We start from the raw sequence: 16,823 nt of genomic DNA on the forward strand, positions 1-16,823 counted from the left end.
ATCGACTCGCGAGTATAAATGTGGTGCCCCGAAATCACCGTTTGGAGGCACTATCACAGCCATAATACAGTTTCATCTACGGAACAGACGATGGGATGGTCAGCTAATCGAGAAATGAGGTGAGCCGCGTCACTGCCACGCCAGAAACGTGCCGACGGATCCGCGTTCGATCCCACCCGAGCGGTGACAACACACTCTCACAGGCCTCGACAAGTTTGCCTTCGTAGAACTCGAGATCGTACTCGTCGATCGATTCGACCGGAATGCGAACGCGGTCTGCAGTTCGCGCCTCGTCGTCGACCACGACGTATCGGACCGACTGACCGGGGTGGCGCTCGATTCCGTGACGCTCGTATCGCTCGAGCGCCCCCACGGTTCGGGTCCGCTGACGATACGCCGAGCGCGGCTTCGAGACGCGGGTCGTGATCTCGAGGTCGCCGGGGTCGACGTTGCCGCGTCGAAGCATCCCTAATCGACGGGAGAGCACGTCACAAACGGCAACTGGGTCCCGCTCGCGGTCGAGCGCCTCGACGAACGCGCGTTGGCTCTCGGCGACGAACGCCGGCGTGCTCCGCTGGCGCACCTCGATGCCGCGAAACTTGTACGACCCCGACTCGCGCTTGCCGAAGTATCGGGTGAGCGCGCCCGCCGTCGCGGACGAGTGTGGCGTCTCGGCGTCGCCCGCCGCCTCACCCTGATCCGTCGCCGCCTCTCGGCCGCGAACCGACTCGCGCAACGGGACGAAACAGACCCACTCGTAGCTGCCGTCGTGTTCGAGCGGAATGCCGACCGCGGCCGACACGTCGGCGATCACCGACTCGAGTGGCTCCGGGTCGACACCCTCTCGCGGCGTCACCCAGAGGCTATCGACGATGCCGTGAACGATCCGCCAGCCGCCGTCCTCGAGTCGACGCTTGGCCGTCAAGGCGATGTCGCGAGCGTAGGCGTTGATAGCCTCGTGACACTCGATTCGGCCGTACTTGGCGTTTCGATAGCCCTGATAGCCAAAACAGGAGACGAGCACCCACTTGATCGCACCCGATTCAGCTCGAAGGCGACTCGCCGTCGCCTCCGGCGGGTCGTCCGCGAGTCGGCGTTTTCTGTCGGCTCGATCCGCGAGCAAGGGCTCGAGAACCGACGGGAGAAACGGCGTCTCGGCCGGGCCGCCCGAACAGAGTTCGTACTCGAGATCAGGAACGCGGCGAGTGTCCGCCGCAGTGTCGGCTGACTCGTGGGCGCAGCCGACCGTTTCCGGACTGATGCCGTACTCGCAGATGATCCGAGGGTACAGCGAGGCGAAGTCGATCTCGTGAACGCGCTCGTGAAAGCCCACGTCGGGGGCGAACGTGAACCCGCTCCGATCGGCCGCGTGGAGCGTCCGAACGTCGGAAAATCGCTCCGGTTCCCACTTGTTCTGTGGCGCGAGGACGTCCCACTCGCGACGGGCGAGTCGAATCTGTCTCGAGGTCAACAGCGTCCCGATGCTCCCCCAGGCGGTCTCCTGGAGCGGGCGGCCCGTTCGCTCGACCATGTACTCGAGGCCGGCCAGCCCCGACTGCTGCCAGAGGAAGCTGTTCGAGGTGTCGACGATCGCCCGACCCGGCACTCGATAGCGCGCGGGCGAGTGACCAACCCGCCCGTAGCTCTCGTACGTGTTCGATCCAGCGAGTCTCGTCCACCCCGGCAGCCGCCCCAGCGCGAACGACTCGAGGCCGACCTCGGACGCCCGCCGGGAGAGCAACGGCACCAACTCGGCGTGGCTGACGACGAGCACGTCCGGGTCGTCACGCCCGAGTCGCCACTGGAGGGTCTCGAGCGTCGCTCGCGCGTCGTCTGGCCCACTACCGACCGTTCGCGCACCGTCTAACCCACGACCAGCCGCTCGCGCACCGTCTGCGTCACGATCACGATCGGGCCTCCGCTCATCCTCGAGGACGGACTCACCCTCAAGTCGAATCGCGGTCACGTCGCCGTCGGCCAGCGCGGTGTCGTCGATTTCGATGTGCAGGGCACGCAGTTCCCGGGTCGGCGTCGGATCGATCCCCCGGTCGAGACAGTATCGGAAACCGGGCTCGAGGTCCACGTCGTACAGCCGGAACGTGCCCGGCGCGTGCGTCTCGCGCTCGTGAACGCCCCGAATCTCGCGGGCGAGTTGGCGAACGTCATCGACACGCTCGAGGTCGACGCGCAACAGCCGGCTTCGCTCGCCGACGTGGGCCTCGTGGAGGTCCCTCGCCCAGCGTTCGGTTCCTAAATCGTCCACCTTCGGATCCGACTCGAGGCGCGAGCGCAGGTCCACGAGCGCGTCGTCGGGCCCCGAGACGAACACCGACGGCGCGTACGCCTCGACGAGCGTCGGCTCCGCCCCCGACTCAGTGAGTGACCACTCACGGACCGAACCGTCTGCGAACTCGAACGTGTAGGGGCTCATTCGGGACCCTCGCGCGTCGCGTCCGGTTCGTCGTCACGCGTTGCGTCCGGTTCGCCGTCACTCGTTGCGTCCGGTTCGTCGGTCGAACCGGAAATCCGACCCATCGACCTCGAATCGGGCACCTGTCCGTCCGACTTCGAACCGGAAATCCGCTCCTCCATCTCCTCGAGTTCACCTCGCAACCGGCGGATCTCGACCTCGTGGGCGAGCAACAGCGAGAGCACGAACGCGCGTTCTGGATCCATCGGGTTCGCGTGGCCCGCCGCGTCGGCGAACGTGCGACCCCGGTCGAACAACCGATCGAAATCCAGTTGATACTCCCGGCGTAGCGCCCGTCGCATCGGCCCCCACTCGGACTCGAGCGCCCGCAGCGAGTCGCGGTAGGTCGGGTTCGTTCGCCCCATCAGGGCGTCACCTCGAGGAGACCGCGGTCGTGGGCGTCCACGACGGATCGCACCTCGTCGACAGCGCCGTAGCACTCGACCCAGTAGGGAATCGTCGTCTGCCAGTACTCCTCGTGCCAGTAGCCCGCCGTCTCGTCGATAGTGAGACCCTCGTCCCTACCCGCACCGCCGTTCGCGTCGCTTCCCCGATCCGAATGTGCGGCCTCGAGTCGAATTCCTTCGCGAGTGTGCACGCACTCGATTCTCGTCGTCGCGTACTTTGCAATCGTATCGGCGTGTTCGTCGACCGCACTCGTCACCAATACGGGGCACTCGAGGACCCGCCCCAATTCGGCGAGCGTCTCGAGGGACGCGGCGAGGAGGTCCTCGCGCTCCCACTCGGGCAGATCCGCGTCGTGATAGAGGCTGGCGACGTTCGGCGAGACGAGCAACTCCGTACTCGCGTCGACACGGTGGGTAACCTTCCGGACCAGCGAGTGGTGCTGGTAGGCCGTGAACGCCCGTGCGACCTGCAGGGACTCGAGGTGGCGCGGACTCGTGGCACACTCCGAGAGGATTCGTGGCGCGGCCGCGTTTCGCGCGTCGATCCAGTACGCCGTCGCGTTCGCCTTCCTCCCGACGGTGTCGTGTCCGGTCATTTCCGCCAGCCTCGCACAGGCGAGTCGGTGTCCGATCGTCGATCGCGGCGACGGTACCTCGAGAAGTACCATCCCGGTTCCAAATTCGAATCCGTGTGTTTGCATAGGCGATTCCTCGTGGGAGCCCCGCATAAGCATCGGAACACCGTTTCCGAAATTCCGAAACGACTCGAGCGAGCGATATCGGCCTGCAGCAGGCCGAATGCGACGGGAGAGCGGATACCGAAACGACGTTCCGAAACTTGAATCAGAGGAAAGACAGATGACTCGAACTCGCTGAAAGAATGGAGCTTTGCTGAAAGAAGGGGCTCGAGTCGCGTGCGAACGCGCAACCAATAATGTGCGACCTCTTCGAATCGGAAAACCCAGCGAACCCGCGGTTACTCTCCGTCGACCGCGCCGTCGTCGACGGCCCGGTACGTCCGCCCGCGGCGCTCCCCGACGGCTTCGATCAGGTCGTAGTGGACCATCTTCGTCAGGTAGTTTCGCAGCGTCCGGTTCGTCTTCGGATCGTCGACTCGACGTTCGTACTCGTCGTACAAATCGCCGGGTTCGATCTCGTCCGCTTCGGCGACGATATCGTAGAGCACTCGCTGATGTTCGATCAACCCCTCGACGGTCTTGCGCCGGATCGCCGTCCGCGCGTCCGGAATCGCCGCCTCGAGAACAGGGTCGGTCACGCGCTCGTACCCTTGCTGGGACGCTCGTCTGGCCGCCGAGCGAAGGATGCCGATTCCCACGCGGGCGTCCCCGGACGCGGCGTCGGCGATGGTCCGTCGCTGGGCATCCGTGATGACACCCGGCTCGAGGGCGTTGTCGGCTCGCTCGGCGAGGATCGCGGCGAGTTCGTCAGTTCCGTAGCGATCGAATCTGACCCGCGTTCCCGCCCGCAGTCGCGAGCGCACCCGGTCGTCGAAACTCGCGAACAACTCCTCCTCGCGGTTGGCGATCAGGACGAGCGAGACGTGTCCCAGCCGGTGGAGGTCGTAGAGGGCGGCCGTTTCCTCGAGTTGGTCGACTTCGTCTAAGATGACGACGATCGGGCTGTCGTTCGTCTCCCGTAGTCGCCCGAACAGTTCGTCTTTCGGCGTCGATCGGTGGATGTCGACCGTTCGTCCGACCGACTCGAGGATGCTGTAGAGCACTCGAAACCGGGTGTACTCCTGCCAGCAGTTGACGTAGGCGACCGAAACCGCGGGTTCCTGTTCGCACAGCTGTGCGAGGGTGTATCGAGCGATGCAGGTCTTTCCGACGCCCGTCGGACCGAAGCAAAACGCCGGATCTGCTCGCTGCCCGTCCAGTATCGGCTCAAGGGACTCCGAGAGGAGGTTCACCTCGTCGTGGCGATGAACCACCTCGCTGGGGACGAAATCCTCGCGCAGGACGCGGTCGTCGACGATCACGATCGCTGATTTGTCGCCAACCTTTGTAAGCGATAGCGTCTCGGTTCCGATACTTCCGAAACCGCGGACGCCAACTCGCCGCGCATCGATGGACGCCGGTCTTGGCAGGTATACTTATATATTAGCCGACCAATAGTTTGTGTATCGTTCACAGAGACCACACATGGACGATGACCAACCACTGCAGTCCACGACCGTAGACGAACTGCTGACAGTGCTGGCCAATCGCCGCTGTCGCAGCATCCTGTGGTACTTCCGTGAATCGTCGACAACAGTCGCCTCGGTTGACGAACTCGTTCGCACACTCAGCGATTACACGAGCGAAGACGAAGCACAGCTAGTCGTTCAGTTACACCACTCGGCACTCCCACGACTCGACGAACTGGGGGTCCTCGAGTACGATTCACGCAGTCGAACCGTTCGGTACTGGGGAAATTCGGCCGTCGAATCGATGATGGACGCGATCGCAGCGACCATCCCACAGGCTGTGGAAGCGTAAGCACGTACGCAAGCGGGTTGCACTACTGGCCGGTGCGACGAATACTATTTTTATAGATATCAGCCGTCGAGTGCACGCCCGTCGAATGCGGTGTCGTCACCGTCGTAGTTCGACTGCCGAGCAATTCACTCGTCGAGGCAACAGGACTCGAGTACCGTGACGAACCCACGTTCAACGTGACGACCCAACATTCGATATCGCACTATGGACTTTATTTCCCCGTCGTATCGTGCTCAAGGCGCTCGAGACGCAATCGCGAAACGCGATCGAACGCAGCGACCGAAGACGAACGCGACTCGAGGACGGAGAGCGCGCGATGACGGATCGGTCGCGAACGATCTAAGGAACGCCGAATTCGTCGCGCGTCGAGCGGACAGTTCGATGGCGTCGGGACCGCCTCGAGTCTCCGAACCCAGTGTCGCTGAGAGATTGCTTCGTCAAGCGCCTTTTCAACGCGACCGAGAGACGAACATCCGATCGACGACCGGTACGGTCCCAAATTCCAGTTGGTCGAAATCACAAGTCGATCCATCGGACGTCGATAGATCGTCTCAGTGTGCACTCCTCGAGCGAAAATGACATGGCAGAAACGGAGGGAGTCTGGAGATGGCCTCAACTGACGTGCGTGAGAGGCCCGCCCGAATTGCCAGTGAAGACGTGCTGGACCTCGAACTGAGGTTTCCCACAGGAGTCAGCGAACACCGAACTGAGAGTTCGAACCCCCGGAGTAGAGCGTCGATACGCCACTCCCCAGCCGGCGGTTCGCGTTCTCGGGAACGATTGACAGCCAAAATTCGCCACACGGAAAGGAAGACGCCACTACAGAGTGTTGCCCGTTTGGGACACCGTCGATGGTATCGGTTCGATGAAGCAGCCCCGAAAACGACCGGGGCTGGCAAAGTAGTGTGAATGCACCTCGAGAGCGATAACTCCGGGGCGACAATCGAAACGGGGAACAGCAAAGTCGAAGAGACGTTGATCAGTCGAGGGTTCACTGCTGTCGAAGAGCGACCTCGTTCGCCGGTCGACAACACGGGACCACCTCGACACGAGGTGGCAACGTTGAGTGCGAACGACCCACCGAGTCGCTCGAGGTTCTATCCGACTCGAAACCACCACTCGGAACGAGACGGCCCACCGATCGGAAACGATGCCGATGCGGTTGGGAATCGATGAGACGCCCGCTTACTCGAGTGACAGTGACGGACGATCAGACCCGACGATTTGTGGAAAGAGCGGACACGCCGGGGGAGGATCGAAGGAGCTGGCGGAGAACGGGGTCGTTGGGGGGCGGCACCGACGGGAGATAAACCACATATCGCGCTATCAAATGAAGGGGAGGAACGATGGAGTGCGTCGAACGGAGCATTCGGCTCGTCGTCCGTAGTTTCTTGCCAGACGGCGTCCTACAGCCGGTATGGACGAACTCTCACTCGGCGTACCAAAGCCGGTACTCGAGCGATTGCCCGACGACGACGACCACGTCGCGTCGGATATGCAGACGGCTGTTGCAGACTGGGAACAACGGTTGAACCGGGCGATTGCGGACGCCGAAGACGACCGCGAAGCGGCAAGTCGGGTTCTCGAGGCGATCGATCGATTCGAGGAGCGATACGAGCGATACGACGAACTCGTCCCGGAGTTACGAGCGTGGGGCCAGTCGCCGATTTACGCGATTTCCTGGCGGACGCTCTACGCGGACGTGATCGCGCAGTTACACGCACACGAAGGGTTAGGCGAGCATCTCGAGCGCGAGCGAAACGCACGGTTGGTCGAGGACGGCATTCGACTACAGGATCTATAGCGGGCAGTGGGAGTGACAGCCTGCCATAGATGGGCGACGGCCTACCGGCGAAAGCGATCGAGAGAATCTGAGAACGAAGCCAGCGTTCACGAGCGGGGGGCGCGTACGCAATGTATGGAGGTTACAGTGTCTCGAACCGGACGGTGTCGGTGGACGCTTCACAGCGGCAGCGAGACCACGGCGCGAGAAGACGCACGCAAAGAACTCGCGACGGGCCTCGAGGAACAGGATGAGATTTCCGACTGGGAGATCGGGAGCGTCGAGGTGGACGAACACCCGACAGCACCCTTCGAGCCGTATACGATCGCATTCGACGTCTCGGTGACCGTCGAAATCGACGTCGGCGAGCGCGAGGCGGCCGCCGAGATCGGTGCGGACACGATCGACGACGTGCTCGAGCGGGCGGGGGTCGACGGGGTAACGTACACGGCCGAGGCGACGGTGTCCTCGATCTGAGTGCTTCCGTCGCCGTCGAGTGCGTGCAAGTCGGCGGCCACCCGAACTTATGCTCTCGAGCAACAACCGTGTGGTATGGAACTCGAGTTGCGCTTTTTCGCGACCTTCCGCGAGGCTGTTGGGCAAAAAGAAAAACAGGAGACGTTCGACGACGGCGCGTCCGTCGGCGACGTGCTCTCGACCCTCGAGGGCGAGTACGAAGGACTCGATGGGCAGTTACTCGACGACGAGGGTGAGCAACGCTCGATCCGGCCACAACTGAGCGTCTTGAAGAACGGCCGCGATGTGACCCATATGGACGGGCCGGAGACACCACTCGAGGACGGGGATCGACTGTCGGTGTTCCCGCCGGTGGCGGGTGGGTAACACCGTGAGAGGAGTCGAGTTGCCGTATTATCCACCAACGGTAGAGACAAAAGTATGATAAGATAGAGAATAGTCGATCGAACAAATGGTCCTCGACCTACTCGTCGACATCGTCTCGAACGTTCACGATCGACCCAAACACCGAACGCGATTCGAGCAGGCGTGTGTCTTTCTGGGACTCACGGGCGTACTGGTTGGTGCCGTCGTATTCCTCGTGAACCAACGGTGGTACGGGCCACTCATCGTGATCATCAGCGCGGTTCTCTTGTTGTACGGACGGTAGAAACGGGCGGCGAAACCGGGCGAAATCACCCACCGGAAGCCCGACAGCGGGCCGGTTTCGAGAACGATTTAGGCGCGCGAGCGTCACCTCCGCTAGTGAGTGCGAACGACAACGATCCGGACGACTCTCTCTCGAGCGTCTCGAGTGACCACGCGGTCGACGGCGAGACGACGGATCCGGTGAAAACGCCATCGGACGACGACGTGACATTTCGATGGGACGGAATCCGCGCGGGAATCCTCACCGGCACGCCGATCGCGATCGGCGTCGGCGGCTACGGAATCGCGTTCGGCGTCCTCGCGAATCAGGCCGGCTTGAGCGTCGCGGAAGCCGCGTTGATGAGCGCGACGGTGTTGGCCGGCGCATCCCAGATCATCGCCGTCGAACTCTGGGCGGACCCGATTCCGATCGCGGCAATCGTCGCGACCACGTTCGCGGTCAACCTGCGCTACTCGTTGATGGGGGCGGCGTTACAGCCCTGGTTTCGCCACCTCTCGCCGACGCAAATCTACGGCAGCCTGCTCGTGATGGCCGACGAGAACTGGGCGCTGACGATGCGTGAACTCAAGTCCGGAGGCGGCCGCGGCGCATTCTTGCTCGGGAGTGGCATCGTCCTCTGGCTGTTCTGGGTTGGCTCGACCGTCCTCGGCGTCTTCGCCGGCGAGTCGGTCGGCGAACCCGAACGCTACGGCTTCGACTTCATCCTCGCGGCGGTCTTCGTCGCACTCGCGGCCGAACTCTGGGAAGGGAAGTCCTCGCTCGTTCCGTGGCTCGTCGCGCTCGCAACGAGCATCGTCGCCGCGAACGTGTTGCCGGGCCGATGGTACATCCTCATCGGCGGATTAGCTGCCGCCGCCCTCGAGGTGGTCCGCCATGATCGCTGAGACCAGTTCGTCCGTCCGTACGGGGTCGCCAACGGAGGCGGTGAGCTCGGCGCAGACGGTGAGTATAGCCGGATCGACACCGCTCGAATCCGTCGTTCCGAGCGCGCTCTCGCTCGATCCGCTCGTCGTCGGCGTGATTCTGGCGATGACCATCGTCACGGTGATCGCGAAGGTTGGAGGCATCTGGTTCATCCGCAAAATCGAGGTGAGCGAGCGCCTCGAGGCCGGACTCACCGTCTTGCCCGGTGCGGTCGTGATCGCTGTGCTCGGACCTGAGCTCGCGGCCGGCGGGCCGGCGGAGTGGGGCGCAGCGGGGGTCGTCCTGGTGGTGATGTGGAAAACCGAGAGCATCCTGCTGGCGCTGTGTGCGGGCGTTCTCGGCGTCGTCGCGTTCAGAGCCGTCCTCTGATCGACGACGGAGGTGGGACAGCGTGAAACGGAGACATCGCGAGGTAGCGGGCGGATTTATCGGGACAGCCGCCAAACGAAAGTGTATGACAACGCGCGTCGAGCGATCGTTTCGGGGCATCTCCGAACGACTCGCGATTCGGTACCTGGGGAATCTCGGTGGCGAACAGGTCGCCGACGATACCGTCGAGGGACCGGCGTGGACGGCTACGATTTCCTCGGAGACGGTCGGTATCGGGCCCTCGCTGACGCTGACCGAAGTGACAGTTGTCTTCGAAGCGACGAGCGAGGGAGACGCTGACGACCTCGAGTCGCTCGTCGACCAGTTCGCACAGAAAGCGATGCGAGCGGGTGGCTGAATGCCTGGAGAACCGATCGAGGGGCAGGTACTCCTGCTCGCGGCTGCCAAGGCGAGCGTCCCCCCGGAGCGACTGCCGACGCTCGTCGATCAGGTCCAGGCCACGCTGGGACCGGCACTCGAGCGATACCGTCGGTCGTACGAACGCTGTTACGCAAGCGACGAACGCGAGGTGTTTTTGGTCGACTCAGATCACTGGGCGGACATCGGTGCGGAACTCGAGTTCGGTGATCGAGAGCTTGCAGCGGTACGACGCGCACACGAGGAGCAATTCGGACGAATTGGCCGCCGGAGCGACCGCGAGGCGGAGTTCGAGACCGCACTCGAGATTCGTGCGCCGGTTTGTATCGCGACGGGCGACCCGTCGGGGTCGTCGGAGCCCACGGATTCGACGGCGTAGCGTCTCACGGGGGTAGAACGCCGGCGGACGGCGATGACAACTATAAAGAGCGTGTTCTTCCATCGTCCCACACTGAGACGATGGCTATCGACCAGGAAACCGAGATGTCCGACGCGGCGGTTGACGACTTCCTCGGCCGTCACGAGACGGGTGTCCTCTCACTCGCGCGGACCGACGATCCGTACGCGATCCCTATCTCCTACGGCTACGACGAGGAGGAGCGAGCCTTCTATCTGCGGTTAGTGTCGACGCCGAACAGCGAGAAACGGGAGTACCTCGAGTCCGCCCCGAGTGCGCGACTCGTCGTCTACGACGAACACGACTCGACCTATCGAAGCATCATCGCCACGGGGTCACTCGAGAACATTCCGCCGTCAGCGTTGACGCCCGAACAAATCGCCCAGTACGGCGAGGCGAAGCGTCCGCTGTTCGAAATCTGGGCGCAGGCGAAAGCCGACCTCGACATCGAGCTGTACCGACTCGAGCCGGACTCACTGAACGGCCGACGAACGGACGTCGAGCGAGACTAATCGCGAGCAGGAGATTGTGATTGCGACTGTGACTGTCTGGCGTCGAAGGCTGCCGGCGTGACGTCCGCAGCGCAAACTGGACAACCGTGTGTCAGCGTCGCTTCTCGCATCGAATCGTTGATCTCAATTACTTGCGTGCAGTCGGGGCAGGTGAATTCGAATCTGCTCATGAGAGAGGCGAGGGTCCGAGGTACCGTGACGTGTCTCTGTTCATAGCTGTGCGGTCAGTGTATATAGGGTTAGGGTCCACCACCGAATTCCAGTAGCTCCCGAAGCGTTCTTGATTCCTCGTGTGTGCGTGGGAGTTACTCGTCATAGGCAAGAATTGCATCGAGGAGTTTCGTCTGGGCTGCTGCGAGGTGTTCAGTGAACGTGGTACTGGTGATATCGAGCGCCGCCGCGACCTCGCCGGCGTTGGCCCGTTTGGGGTGCTCGAAGTAGCCCATCCGGTGGGCCGTTTCCAGAACCTCGAGTTGGCGCGTCGTCAGCGTGTTCCGATCGACGTAGACGAGGTGCTGTTCGGTCCGGCCCTGTTGGGTTTGAAGCAGTCGTTGCACGTCGAGGTTCGAACAATTGGTTTTGAGGTCGCCGATGATCGCCTGCAGTGCGCTCATATCCGCGGCGTGAAACGTGAGATACAGCGCACTCCCCCGTGCGCGGACGTCGACGACGGGCGAGTCGTGTCGTTCGATCCACCCGCAGGGACACTCCCGCTCGAGCGAGCGCGTGAATCGGTAGACGTCGCTCGAGCCGTAGGAGAAAATCGACGAGAGGTCGACGTCGGTGTCGATTGAGTCGACGTCAGTTTCGCTCTCGAGCATGAACTCCTCGGTAACGCGCTCAGGCGCGTCGGGATTCACGCTCTTCGAGACGGTGTTGACGGACCCCTCGGTGGAACCGGCGGCTGCCGTGACGACACAGCCGTCCGGATCGTCGATCTTCACTTCGGCACGGATCCCTGACGCCATCGAGTAGTGGTGGGAAGGCGAGCCTCCTAAACGCTGTGCCCGGCGCTGGAGACCGACGACGCTCGAGTCGCGAGGCGGATCGCGTGGTCGCTATCGGCGCCGACGCTCTCTCAGCGCCAGTACTCCCCAATCCTGGGCCAGATAGGCGACCCCATATAAATCACCCTGTATTTAATGGGAGACGACTCGTGGTGGCCCACTTCGTACGATGATGTAATGACAGCCCCGACAATCACCACGACGGAGCGAGATGAGAGTGCACTCGAGGACGAAATCGACGCCGAAACGGTACTCGAGGTGCTCAGCGACGACGCGTGTCGAGCGATTCTCGAGGCGACGGGCAGGGAGTCACTCACCGCGACGGAGCTCTCAGAGCACTGTGAAATTCCGGCTTCGACAGCGTACCGGAAAGTCGAGCAACTGACCGATGCAGGGCTCCTCGAGTCGTACGTTCGGATCAACACCTCGGGCAAGCACGCGACGGAGTACCGAACCTGTTTCGACGACGTGCAGGTGTCGGTCGGCGGCGGCACCATCGACATCGAAGTGACGGGACCGACGGTGCACGCAGACTCCGAACCGTCGTTCACCGTCGCCGACGACTGAGGAACGATCGCTGCGTGAGGACACCGTCGCAGAGTTGACGTGGAGCAGTTTCGATTCGTCGAGGAATCCAAAAACAGAGGCGTTCAGGGGCGTGAGACGTATTCAGTCGTCGGCTGGCGCCGCGGAGTCGCCAGACGAGACGCCTGTTCCGGGTCCGAGGTCGATGCCGAGTTCGTCGAGTTTTTCCTCCGGGACGACGCCGTCGACCCAGCCGCGGTGGTCGTAGTACTCTTCTTTCATCTCCTCGAGTTCGCAGTACTCGCCCTCGCTGGCACCCTGGCCGCGGATGCCGTCCTCGAGGAAGCGCTCGGGCAGCGAGTCGTCGTCGCCATCGAAGCCGACGAGGTTGTTGTAGTACCGTTCTAAGTTATAGATCCGTTCGCCGGCCTCGAGGAGGTCGTCTTCGCTCACGTCCAGGCCAGTCATGCCGTTGTACTGGAGGACGTACTCCTCGATTCCCTCTGCGAAGGCGTTGAACTTGCAAATGTCGAAGCTGTCGGAGATGGCGTGGAGGTCCTGGAAGGCCGCCGTGAGTTCGCCTTTCCCCTCGTACTCGTAGGGGTCGACCTTCTCGGGGATGCCGAGGATTTCGGCTGCGGGAGTGTAGCCGCGCAGGTGGCAGGCTCCGCGATTTGAGGTGGCGTAGCCGATACCCATCCCTTTGAGGGCTCGTGGGTCGTACGCCGCGATGGTCTGGCCCTTGACCGCCAGTGAGTTGTCGTGGGCGTCTTTCGCCTCGGCGACCCGGCGTGGCCCTTCTGCGAGGAGGTCCGCGAGGTCACCCTCACGGTGGGCTATTTGTTCGATCATGTCGATCATCGTCTCGTAGTCGCCCCAGTCGAGTTCGCCGACGCCCTCGAGTTTGTCCTGCTCGGTCATCTCCATCGCCATGGCCATCATGTTGCCCGCCTCGATGGTATCCAGTCCCATGTCGTTACAGCGGTCGATCATGAGGGCGACGGCGTCGCGGTCCGTGTGTCCGGAGTTCGGCCCGAGCGCGTAGGCGGATTCGTACTCGTAAGACTCCGTGCGGACGTTCATCTCCTCGCCTTTGTGCATCGTCGTGACTTCGACTTCCTTCTTGCAGGCGACGGGACAAGAGTGACAGGTGGGTTCGTCGACGAGGATGTTCTCGCGGACGTTCTCGCCGGAGACGCGTTCGGCGTCGATATCGACACCTTCGGCGTCGCGCATGGCCTCTGTCGAGGTGTATTGAGCGTTTTTCGTCGGGAGGCCGTCCATTTCCTCGCCGACGTTCATCAGGACGTTCGTGCCGTACATCGAGAGTCCGCCCTCGTTAGGTGCCGTGACTTCGGACTCCGTGATCGCCTGCATGGCCTGCTGGTGGCCTTCCTTGAACGTCTCGGGGTCCGCAGGCTGGGGCATCTTCGTGGTGGACTTGACGACGACGGCTTTGAGATTCTTCGAGCCCATGACACAGCCCGTTCCGCCCCGACCCGAGGCTCGGTCGTCCTCGTTCATGATGCAGGCGTACTTCACCTCGTTCTCGCCGCCGGGGCCGATCCCCATGATACTCAGGTTCTTGCCGTAGGAACCGTCTACTTCTGCCTCGAGCGCGTCGCGAGTCTCGTGGAAGCCACGTCCCCACACGTCCGAGGCGTCCCGGAGTTCGACCTCGCCGTCCTCGACGACGGCGTACACGGGTTCATCGGCCTCGCCTTCGAAGAGTAAGCCGTCGAAACCGGCCCATTTGAGTCGCGCGCCGGACCAACCGCCGTGGTGGCTGTCGGTGACGGTCCCGGTCAGTGGTGATTTCGTACAGACGGCGATTCGACCGCTCATCGTCACCTGCGTGCCCGACAACGGGCCGTTCATGAACGCGAGCAGGTTGTCCGGTCCGAGCGGGTCGACGTCGACGCCCTGTTCGAACACGTACTTGACCCCCAGTCCGCGCGCGCCGATATACTGTTTCGCGTCGTCCTCGTCGATCGATTCGTAAGCGACCGAGCCATCCGAGAGGTCGACGCGGGCGACCCTGTCTTGGAATCCGCCGAGTTCAGTCATGGTAACGTCTCACCGTTACACTTCGTCGCCTATCCTGTTAGGTATTCCCACTCACCAGTAACCAACGTTGGTTACCTGACAGCCGTTGCCGGGTTCGAGTCGCAAGCGGAGTTTCTAAAACGATAAATCGTCCGAAGCGATGGCAAGCTACCGCAAATGCTGCCAATACGTAACTGATGTTGGTCTCGGCGTCACGCGAACGACGGAAGCTCTCGAGCGACGGTCGCTCGAGTCGTCACTCGACGCACGCTACAACAGTAACGCGACGACCGCGAGGATGATGAAGACCAAGACGAAAATCCGGGCGATCTCCATCGAAATGCCGGCGACGCCACGAGCGCCGACCGCGGCGGCGACGACCGCGAGCACGAAGAAGATCAGCGCCCAGTACAGGAAGTCGCCGCCGCCGACTTGTAGCGCGACGTCGGTTACGTGCAGTGGGATCGTCGGTACGATCTCGAGCATAGTCGTCGCTACTACGAGGGAGATGATAAACGTCGGCGACCGTCCACGATGCTACGCTCGGATTACAGGCCAGTATGGCGTGCATTCAGGCGAACGTGTCAGTCACTGTTACTGGATGACCCTAACTGTTATACCCTACCACGATATATGATAGCACATGTCTACGTACCGCTCCCCATTCGAGCAACTTCGAGCAAAGTTCGACGAATCGGACCCGCAGTGTTCGGCGTGTGGGTACGTCGACGACGACGGGAGTTGGCGAGTGACGACCACCGGGAGTCGCGTGCGTTACCAGTTCGTCTGTCCGACTTGCGACGCGATCGATACGCGCGAGATGCGACTGTAATGCGAGCACCGAGTGGTGACCAACGGACGGGACGGGCAGACCAGCCATCGACCCGTCGATACTACTTCCTCCGTGAAGACGTTCGGTAGCCACAGGGCCACCCATAGCACCTCGAGCAACCCCAGAACGCAGAACACGCGGAACACAAAATAGACGCAGTATCGGACAGCAATACACTATTTCTCATCGATAGGTTATCTCACAGTAAATTACCAACCAAAGACAACTTGGGTCAGTATTTTACGGTGAACGCTCTCACTCGAGGGTATGATCGAACTCGACCGAGACAGGTTCGTCGACCTGCTGAACGAGCAGTCGGCGATCGGCGAGACGGCTGACGGCGGGTTGCACAGATTGGCGCTCTCAGCGGACGACCGAGCCGCTCGAGACTGGTTTCGCGAGCACCTCGAAGACGCCGGACTCGAGGTTCGCGTCGACGAGTTCGGAAACACGTTCGGCCGACGCGCGGGGACGGACCCGGATGCTTCCCCCGTATTGCTCGGGTCCCACCTCGATTCACAACCCAACGGCGGGATCTACGACGGCGCGCTCGGCGTCGTCGCGGCACTCGAGTTCGTCCTGACGTTGAACGACGAGGGTATCGAGACTACCCACCCGATCGAGGTCGTCAACTGGACGAACGAGGAGGGATCGCGCTTTCAGCCGGCGATGCAAGGTAGCGGCGTCTGGGCCGGCGCACACGACCTCGAGACCGAGTACGAGAAGACCGACACCGACGGCGTGACCCTCCGCGAGGAACTCGAGCGCATCGGGTATCGAGGCGACGTTCCGGCAGAGCCCCAGGAGACGTACGAATCCTACCTCGAGTTACACGTCGAACAGGGGCCGAAACTCGAGGCGGCGGGTTCGGACGTCGGCGTCGTGACCGGCATCGTCGGCTTCACCTGGGGAAAACTGACCTTCGTCGGCAACCCTGATCACTCGGGGCCGACGCCGATGGATCACCGAAGCGACGCGCTCGTCGCGGCTGCGGACACGATTCAGGCGGTTCGACGCATCGGGAACTCTCTCGGCGCGGAGACCGTCGGCACCGTCGGTTCGATCGACGTGAGTCCGAACTCGGTGAACATCATTCCCGGCAAAGTGACGATGACGTGGGGGTTCCGGGATTCCGACGACGCCGTCGTTCAACGCGCCTACGAAATGGTGCTGGCGGAGGCGAACGACGCCGCCTCGCGGGAGGGCGTGGAACTCGAGTCCGAGGAGACGATGCGCGCCGAGAGCGTCGATTTCGCGGATCGGTGTATCGAGGCCGTCCAGTCGGCTGCCGACGACCTCGAGTACGACAGTCTCCAGTTAGGTTCGGGTGCGGGCCACGACGCGACCCACCTCGCGTCGGTGACGGACACGGGGATGGTGTTCGCGGTCAGCGAGGACGGGAAGAGCCACTCGCCGGCGGAGTACACGAGTTGGGAGGATTGTTATGCGGCGGCGAACACGCTTGCGAACGCTGCGCTCACCCTCGCACACGAGTAGGTTGATTACTGGAGACGACGAGAATGTCCCCACCCCCGTGAGGCAAGCCCGA

General features: G+C 62.5%; 21 protein-coding genes. 13 read left to right on the forward strand and 8 right to left on the reverse strand.

The genetic code is table 11. From position 1 onward, the window contains the following. Positions 1-103: 103 nt before the first annotated feature. The 4 genes from BLW62_RS04610 to BLW62_RS04625 form a co-directional block, all read right to left on the reverse strand. Positions 104-2,431 carry a DNA polymerase domain-containing protein gene (locus BLW62_RS04610; protein ID WP_090505604.1) on the reverse strand — a complete coding sequence of 776 codons (2,328 nt, stop codon included), beginning with the start codon at positions 2,429-2,431 and terminating at the stop codon, positions 104-106. Then, positions 2,428-2,835 (reverse strand): DUF8156 family protein, encoded by a 408-nt coding sequence (locus BLW62_RS18930; RefSeq protein WP_245726661.1) that lies wholly within the window; start codon positions 2,833-2,835, stop codon positions 2,428-2,430. The genes BLW62_RS04610 and BLW62_RS18930 overlap by 4 nt, the downstream gene beginning before the upstream one ends. Further along, entirely contained in the window at positions 2,835-3,578 is a 744-nt protein-coding gene (locus BLW62_RS04620; protein WP_139305373.1) for a hypothetical protein, read from the reverse strand. Before BLW62_RS04620 ends, BLW62_RS18930 begins: the two co-directional genes overlap by 1 nt. 275 nt (positions 3,579-3,853) lie before the next feature. Next, positions 3,854-4,876 carry a Cdc6/Cdc18 family protein gene (locus tag BLW62_RS04625; RefSeq protein ID WP_090505607.1) on the reverse strand — a complete coding sequence of 341 codons (1,023 nt, stop codon included), beginning with the start codon at positions 4,874-4,876 and terminating at the stop codon, positions 3,854-3,856. Between the two features lie 163 nt (positions 4,877-5,039). Between BLW62_RS04625 and BLW62_RS04630 the strand changes: the two genes are divergently transcribed. The 10 genes from BLW62_RS04630 (at position 5,040) to BLW62_RS04680 (ending at position 10,864) form a co-directional block, all read left to right on the forward strand. Next, complete coding sequence (locus BLW62_RS04630; RefSeq protein WP_090505609.1) at positions 5,040-5,375, forward strand: DUF7344 domain-containing protein; 336 nt, start codon at positions 5,040-5,042, stop codon at positions 5,373-5,375. 1,417 nt (positions 5,376-6,792) lie between these two features. Further along, complete coding sequence (locus tag BLW62_RS04640; protein ID WP_090505613.1) at positions 6,793-7,179, forward strand: DUF7971 family protein; 387 nt, start codon at positions 6,793-6,795, stop codon at positions 7,177-7,179. A gap of 114 nt (positions 7,180-7,293) precedes the next feature. Further along, positions 7,294-7,635: a hypothetical protein gene (locus tag BLW62_RS04645; protein ID WP_090505615.1), complete on the forward strand. Its 342-nt coding sequence runs from the start codon at positions 7,294-7,296 to the stop codon at positions 7,633-7,635. Between the two features lie 75 nt (positions 7,636-7,710). After that, positions 7,711-8,001 (forward strand): ubiquitin-like small modifier protein 1, encoded by a 291-nt coding sequence (locus tag BLW62_RS04650; RefSeq protein WP_090505617.1) that lies wholly within the window; start codon positions 7,711-7,713, stop codon positions 7,999-8,001. Between the two features lie 85 nt (positions 8,002-8,086). Beyond that, positions 8,087-8,284, forward strand: coding sequence for a hypothetical protein (locus BLW62_RS04655; protein WP_090505619.1), 198 nt, complete (start codon positions 8,087-8,089; stop codon positions 8,282-8,284). 95 nt (positions 8,285-8,379) lie between these two features. Further along, positions 8,380-9,168, forward strand: a complete 789-nt coding sequence (locus tag BLW62_RS04660; protein ID WP_090505621.1) for an AzlC family ABC transporter permease — start codon at positions 8,380-8,382, stop codon at positions 9,166-9,168. A gap of 64 nt (positions 9,169-9,232) precedes the next feature. Next, a complete protein-coding gene (locus BLW62_RS18935; protein ID WP_281246637.1) occupies positions 9,233-9,577 on the forward strand; it encodes an AzlD family protein in 345 nt (114 codons plus the stop codon). Between the two features lie 85 nt (positions 9,578-9,662). After that, on the forward strand, positions 9,663-9,935 hold the full coding sequence (locus BLW62_RS04670; protein WP_090505625.1) for a MoaD-like domain-containing protein: 273 nt from the start codon (positions 9,663-9,665) through the stop codon (positions 9,933-9,935). After that, entirely contained in the window at positions 9,936-10,334 is a 399-nt protein-coding gene (locus BLW62_RS04675; RefSeq protein ID WP_090505626.1) for a DUF8048 family protein, read from the forward strand. 80 nt (positions 10,335-10,414) lie between these two features. Continuing rightward, positions 10,415-10,864: a pyridoxamine 5'-phosphate oxidase family protein gene (locus BLW62_RS04680; protein ID WP_090505628.1), complete on the forward strand. Its 450-nt coding sequence runs from the start codon at positions 10,415-10,417 to the stop codon at positions 10,862-10,864. Here the strand turns inward: BLW62_RS04680 and BLW62_RS18940 are convergent. Beyond that, the gene (locus tag BLW62_RS18940) at positions 10,861-11,034 is read right to left on the reverse strand and encodes a DUF7560 family zinc ribbon protein (RefSeq protein WP_090505630.1); all 174 of its coding nucleotides are present in this window, start codon (positions 11,032-11,034) and stop codon (positions 10,861-10,863) included. The genes BLW62_RS04680 and BLW62_RS18940 overlap by 4 nt on opposite strands. Positions 11,035-11,169: 135 nt before the next feature. Beyond that, the gene (locus BLW62_RS04690; RefSeq protein WP_090505632.1) at positions 11,170-11,832 is read right to left on the reverse strand and encodes a helix-turn-helix domain-containing protein; all 663 of its coding nucleotides are present in this window, start codon (positions 11,830-11,832) and stop codon (positions 11,170-11,172) included. Positions 11,833-12,048: 216 nt separating this feature from the next. Here BLW62_RS04690 and BLW62_RS04695 point away from each other — a divergent pair, with 216 nt between their 5' ends. Beyond that, a complete protein-coding gene (locus tag BLW62_RS04695; protein ID WP_090505634.1) occupies positions 12,049-12,438 on the forward strand; it encodes an ArsR/SmtB family transcription factor in 390 nt (129 codons plus the stop codon). Between the two features lie 102 nt (positions 12,439-12,540). Here BLW62_RS04695 and BLW62_RS04700 read toward each other — a convergent pair whose 3' ends face one another. Then, positions 12,541-14,463, reverse strand: a complete 1,923-nt coding sequence (locus tag BLW62_RS04700; protein ID WP_090505636.1) for an aldehyde ferredoxin oxidoreductase family protein — start codon at positions 14,461-14,463, stop codon at positions 12,541-12,543. Positions 14,464-14,712: 249 nt separating this feature from the next. Next, positions 14,713-14,928 carry a DUF1328 family protein gene (locus BLW62_RS04705; RefSeq protein ID WP_090505638.1) on the reverse strand — a complete coding sequence of 72 codons (216 nt, stop codon included), beginning with the start codon at positions 14,926-14,928 and terminating at the stop codon, positions 14,713-14,715. Between the two features lie 157 nt (positions 14,929-15,085). Here BLW62_RS04705 and BLW62_RS04710 point away from each other — a divergent pair, with 157 nt between their 5' ends. Both BLW62_RS04710 and BLW62_RS04715 read left to right on the forward strand, forming a co-directional pair. Beyond that, the gene (locus tag BLW62_RS04710; RefSeq protein ID WP_076579525.1) at positions 15,086-15,274 is read left to right on the forward strand and encodes an HVO_0649 family zinc finger protein; all 189 of its coding nucleotides are present in this window, start codon (positions 15,086-15,088) and stop codon (positions 15,272-15,274) included. Positions 15,275-15,541: 267 nt separating this feature from the next. Continuing rightward, the gene (locus BLW62_RS04715; protein ID WP_090505640.1) at positions 15,542-16,771 is read left to right on the forward strand and encodes a Zn-dependent hydrolase; all 1,230 of its coding nucleotides are present in this window, start codon (positions 15,542-15,544) and stop codon (positions 16,769-16,771) included. Positions 16,772-16,823 lie beyond the last annotated feature (52 nt).

This window comes from Natronorubrum sediminis (assembly GCF_900108095.1).
Lineage (GTDB): Archaea > Halobacteriota > Halobacteria > Halobacteriales > Natrialbaceae > Natronorubrum > Natronorubrum sediminis.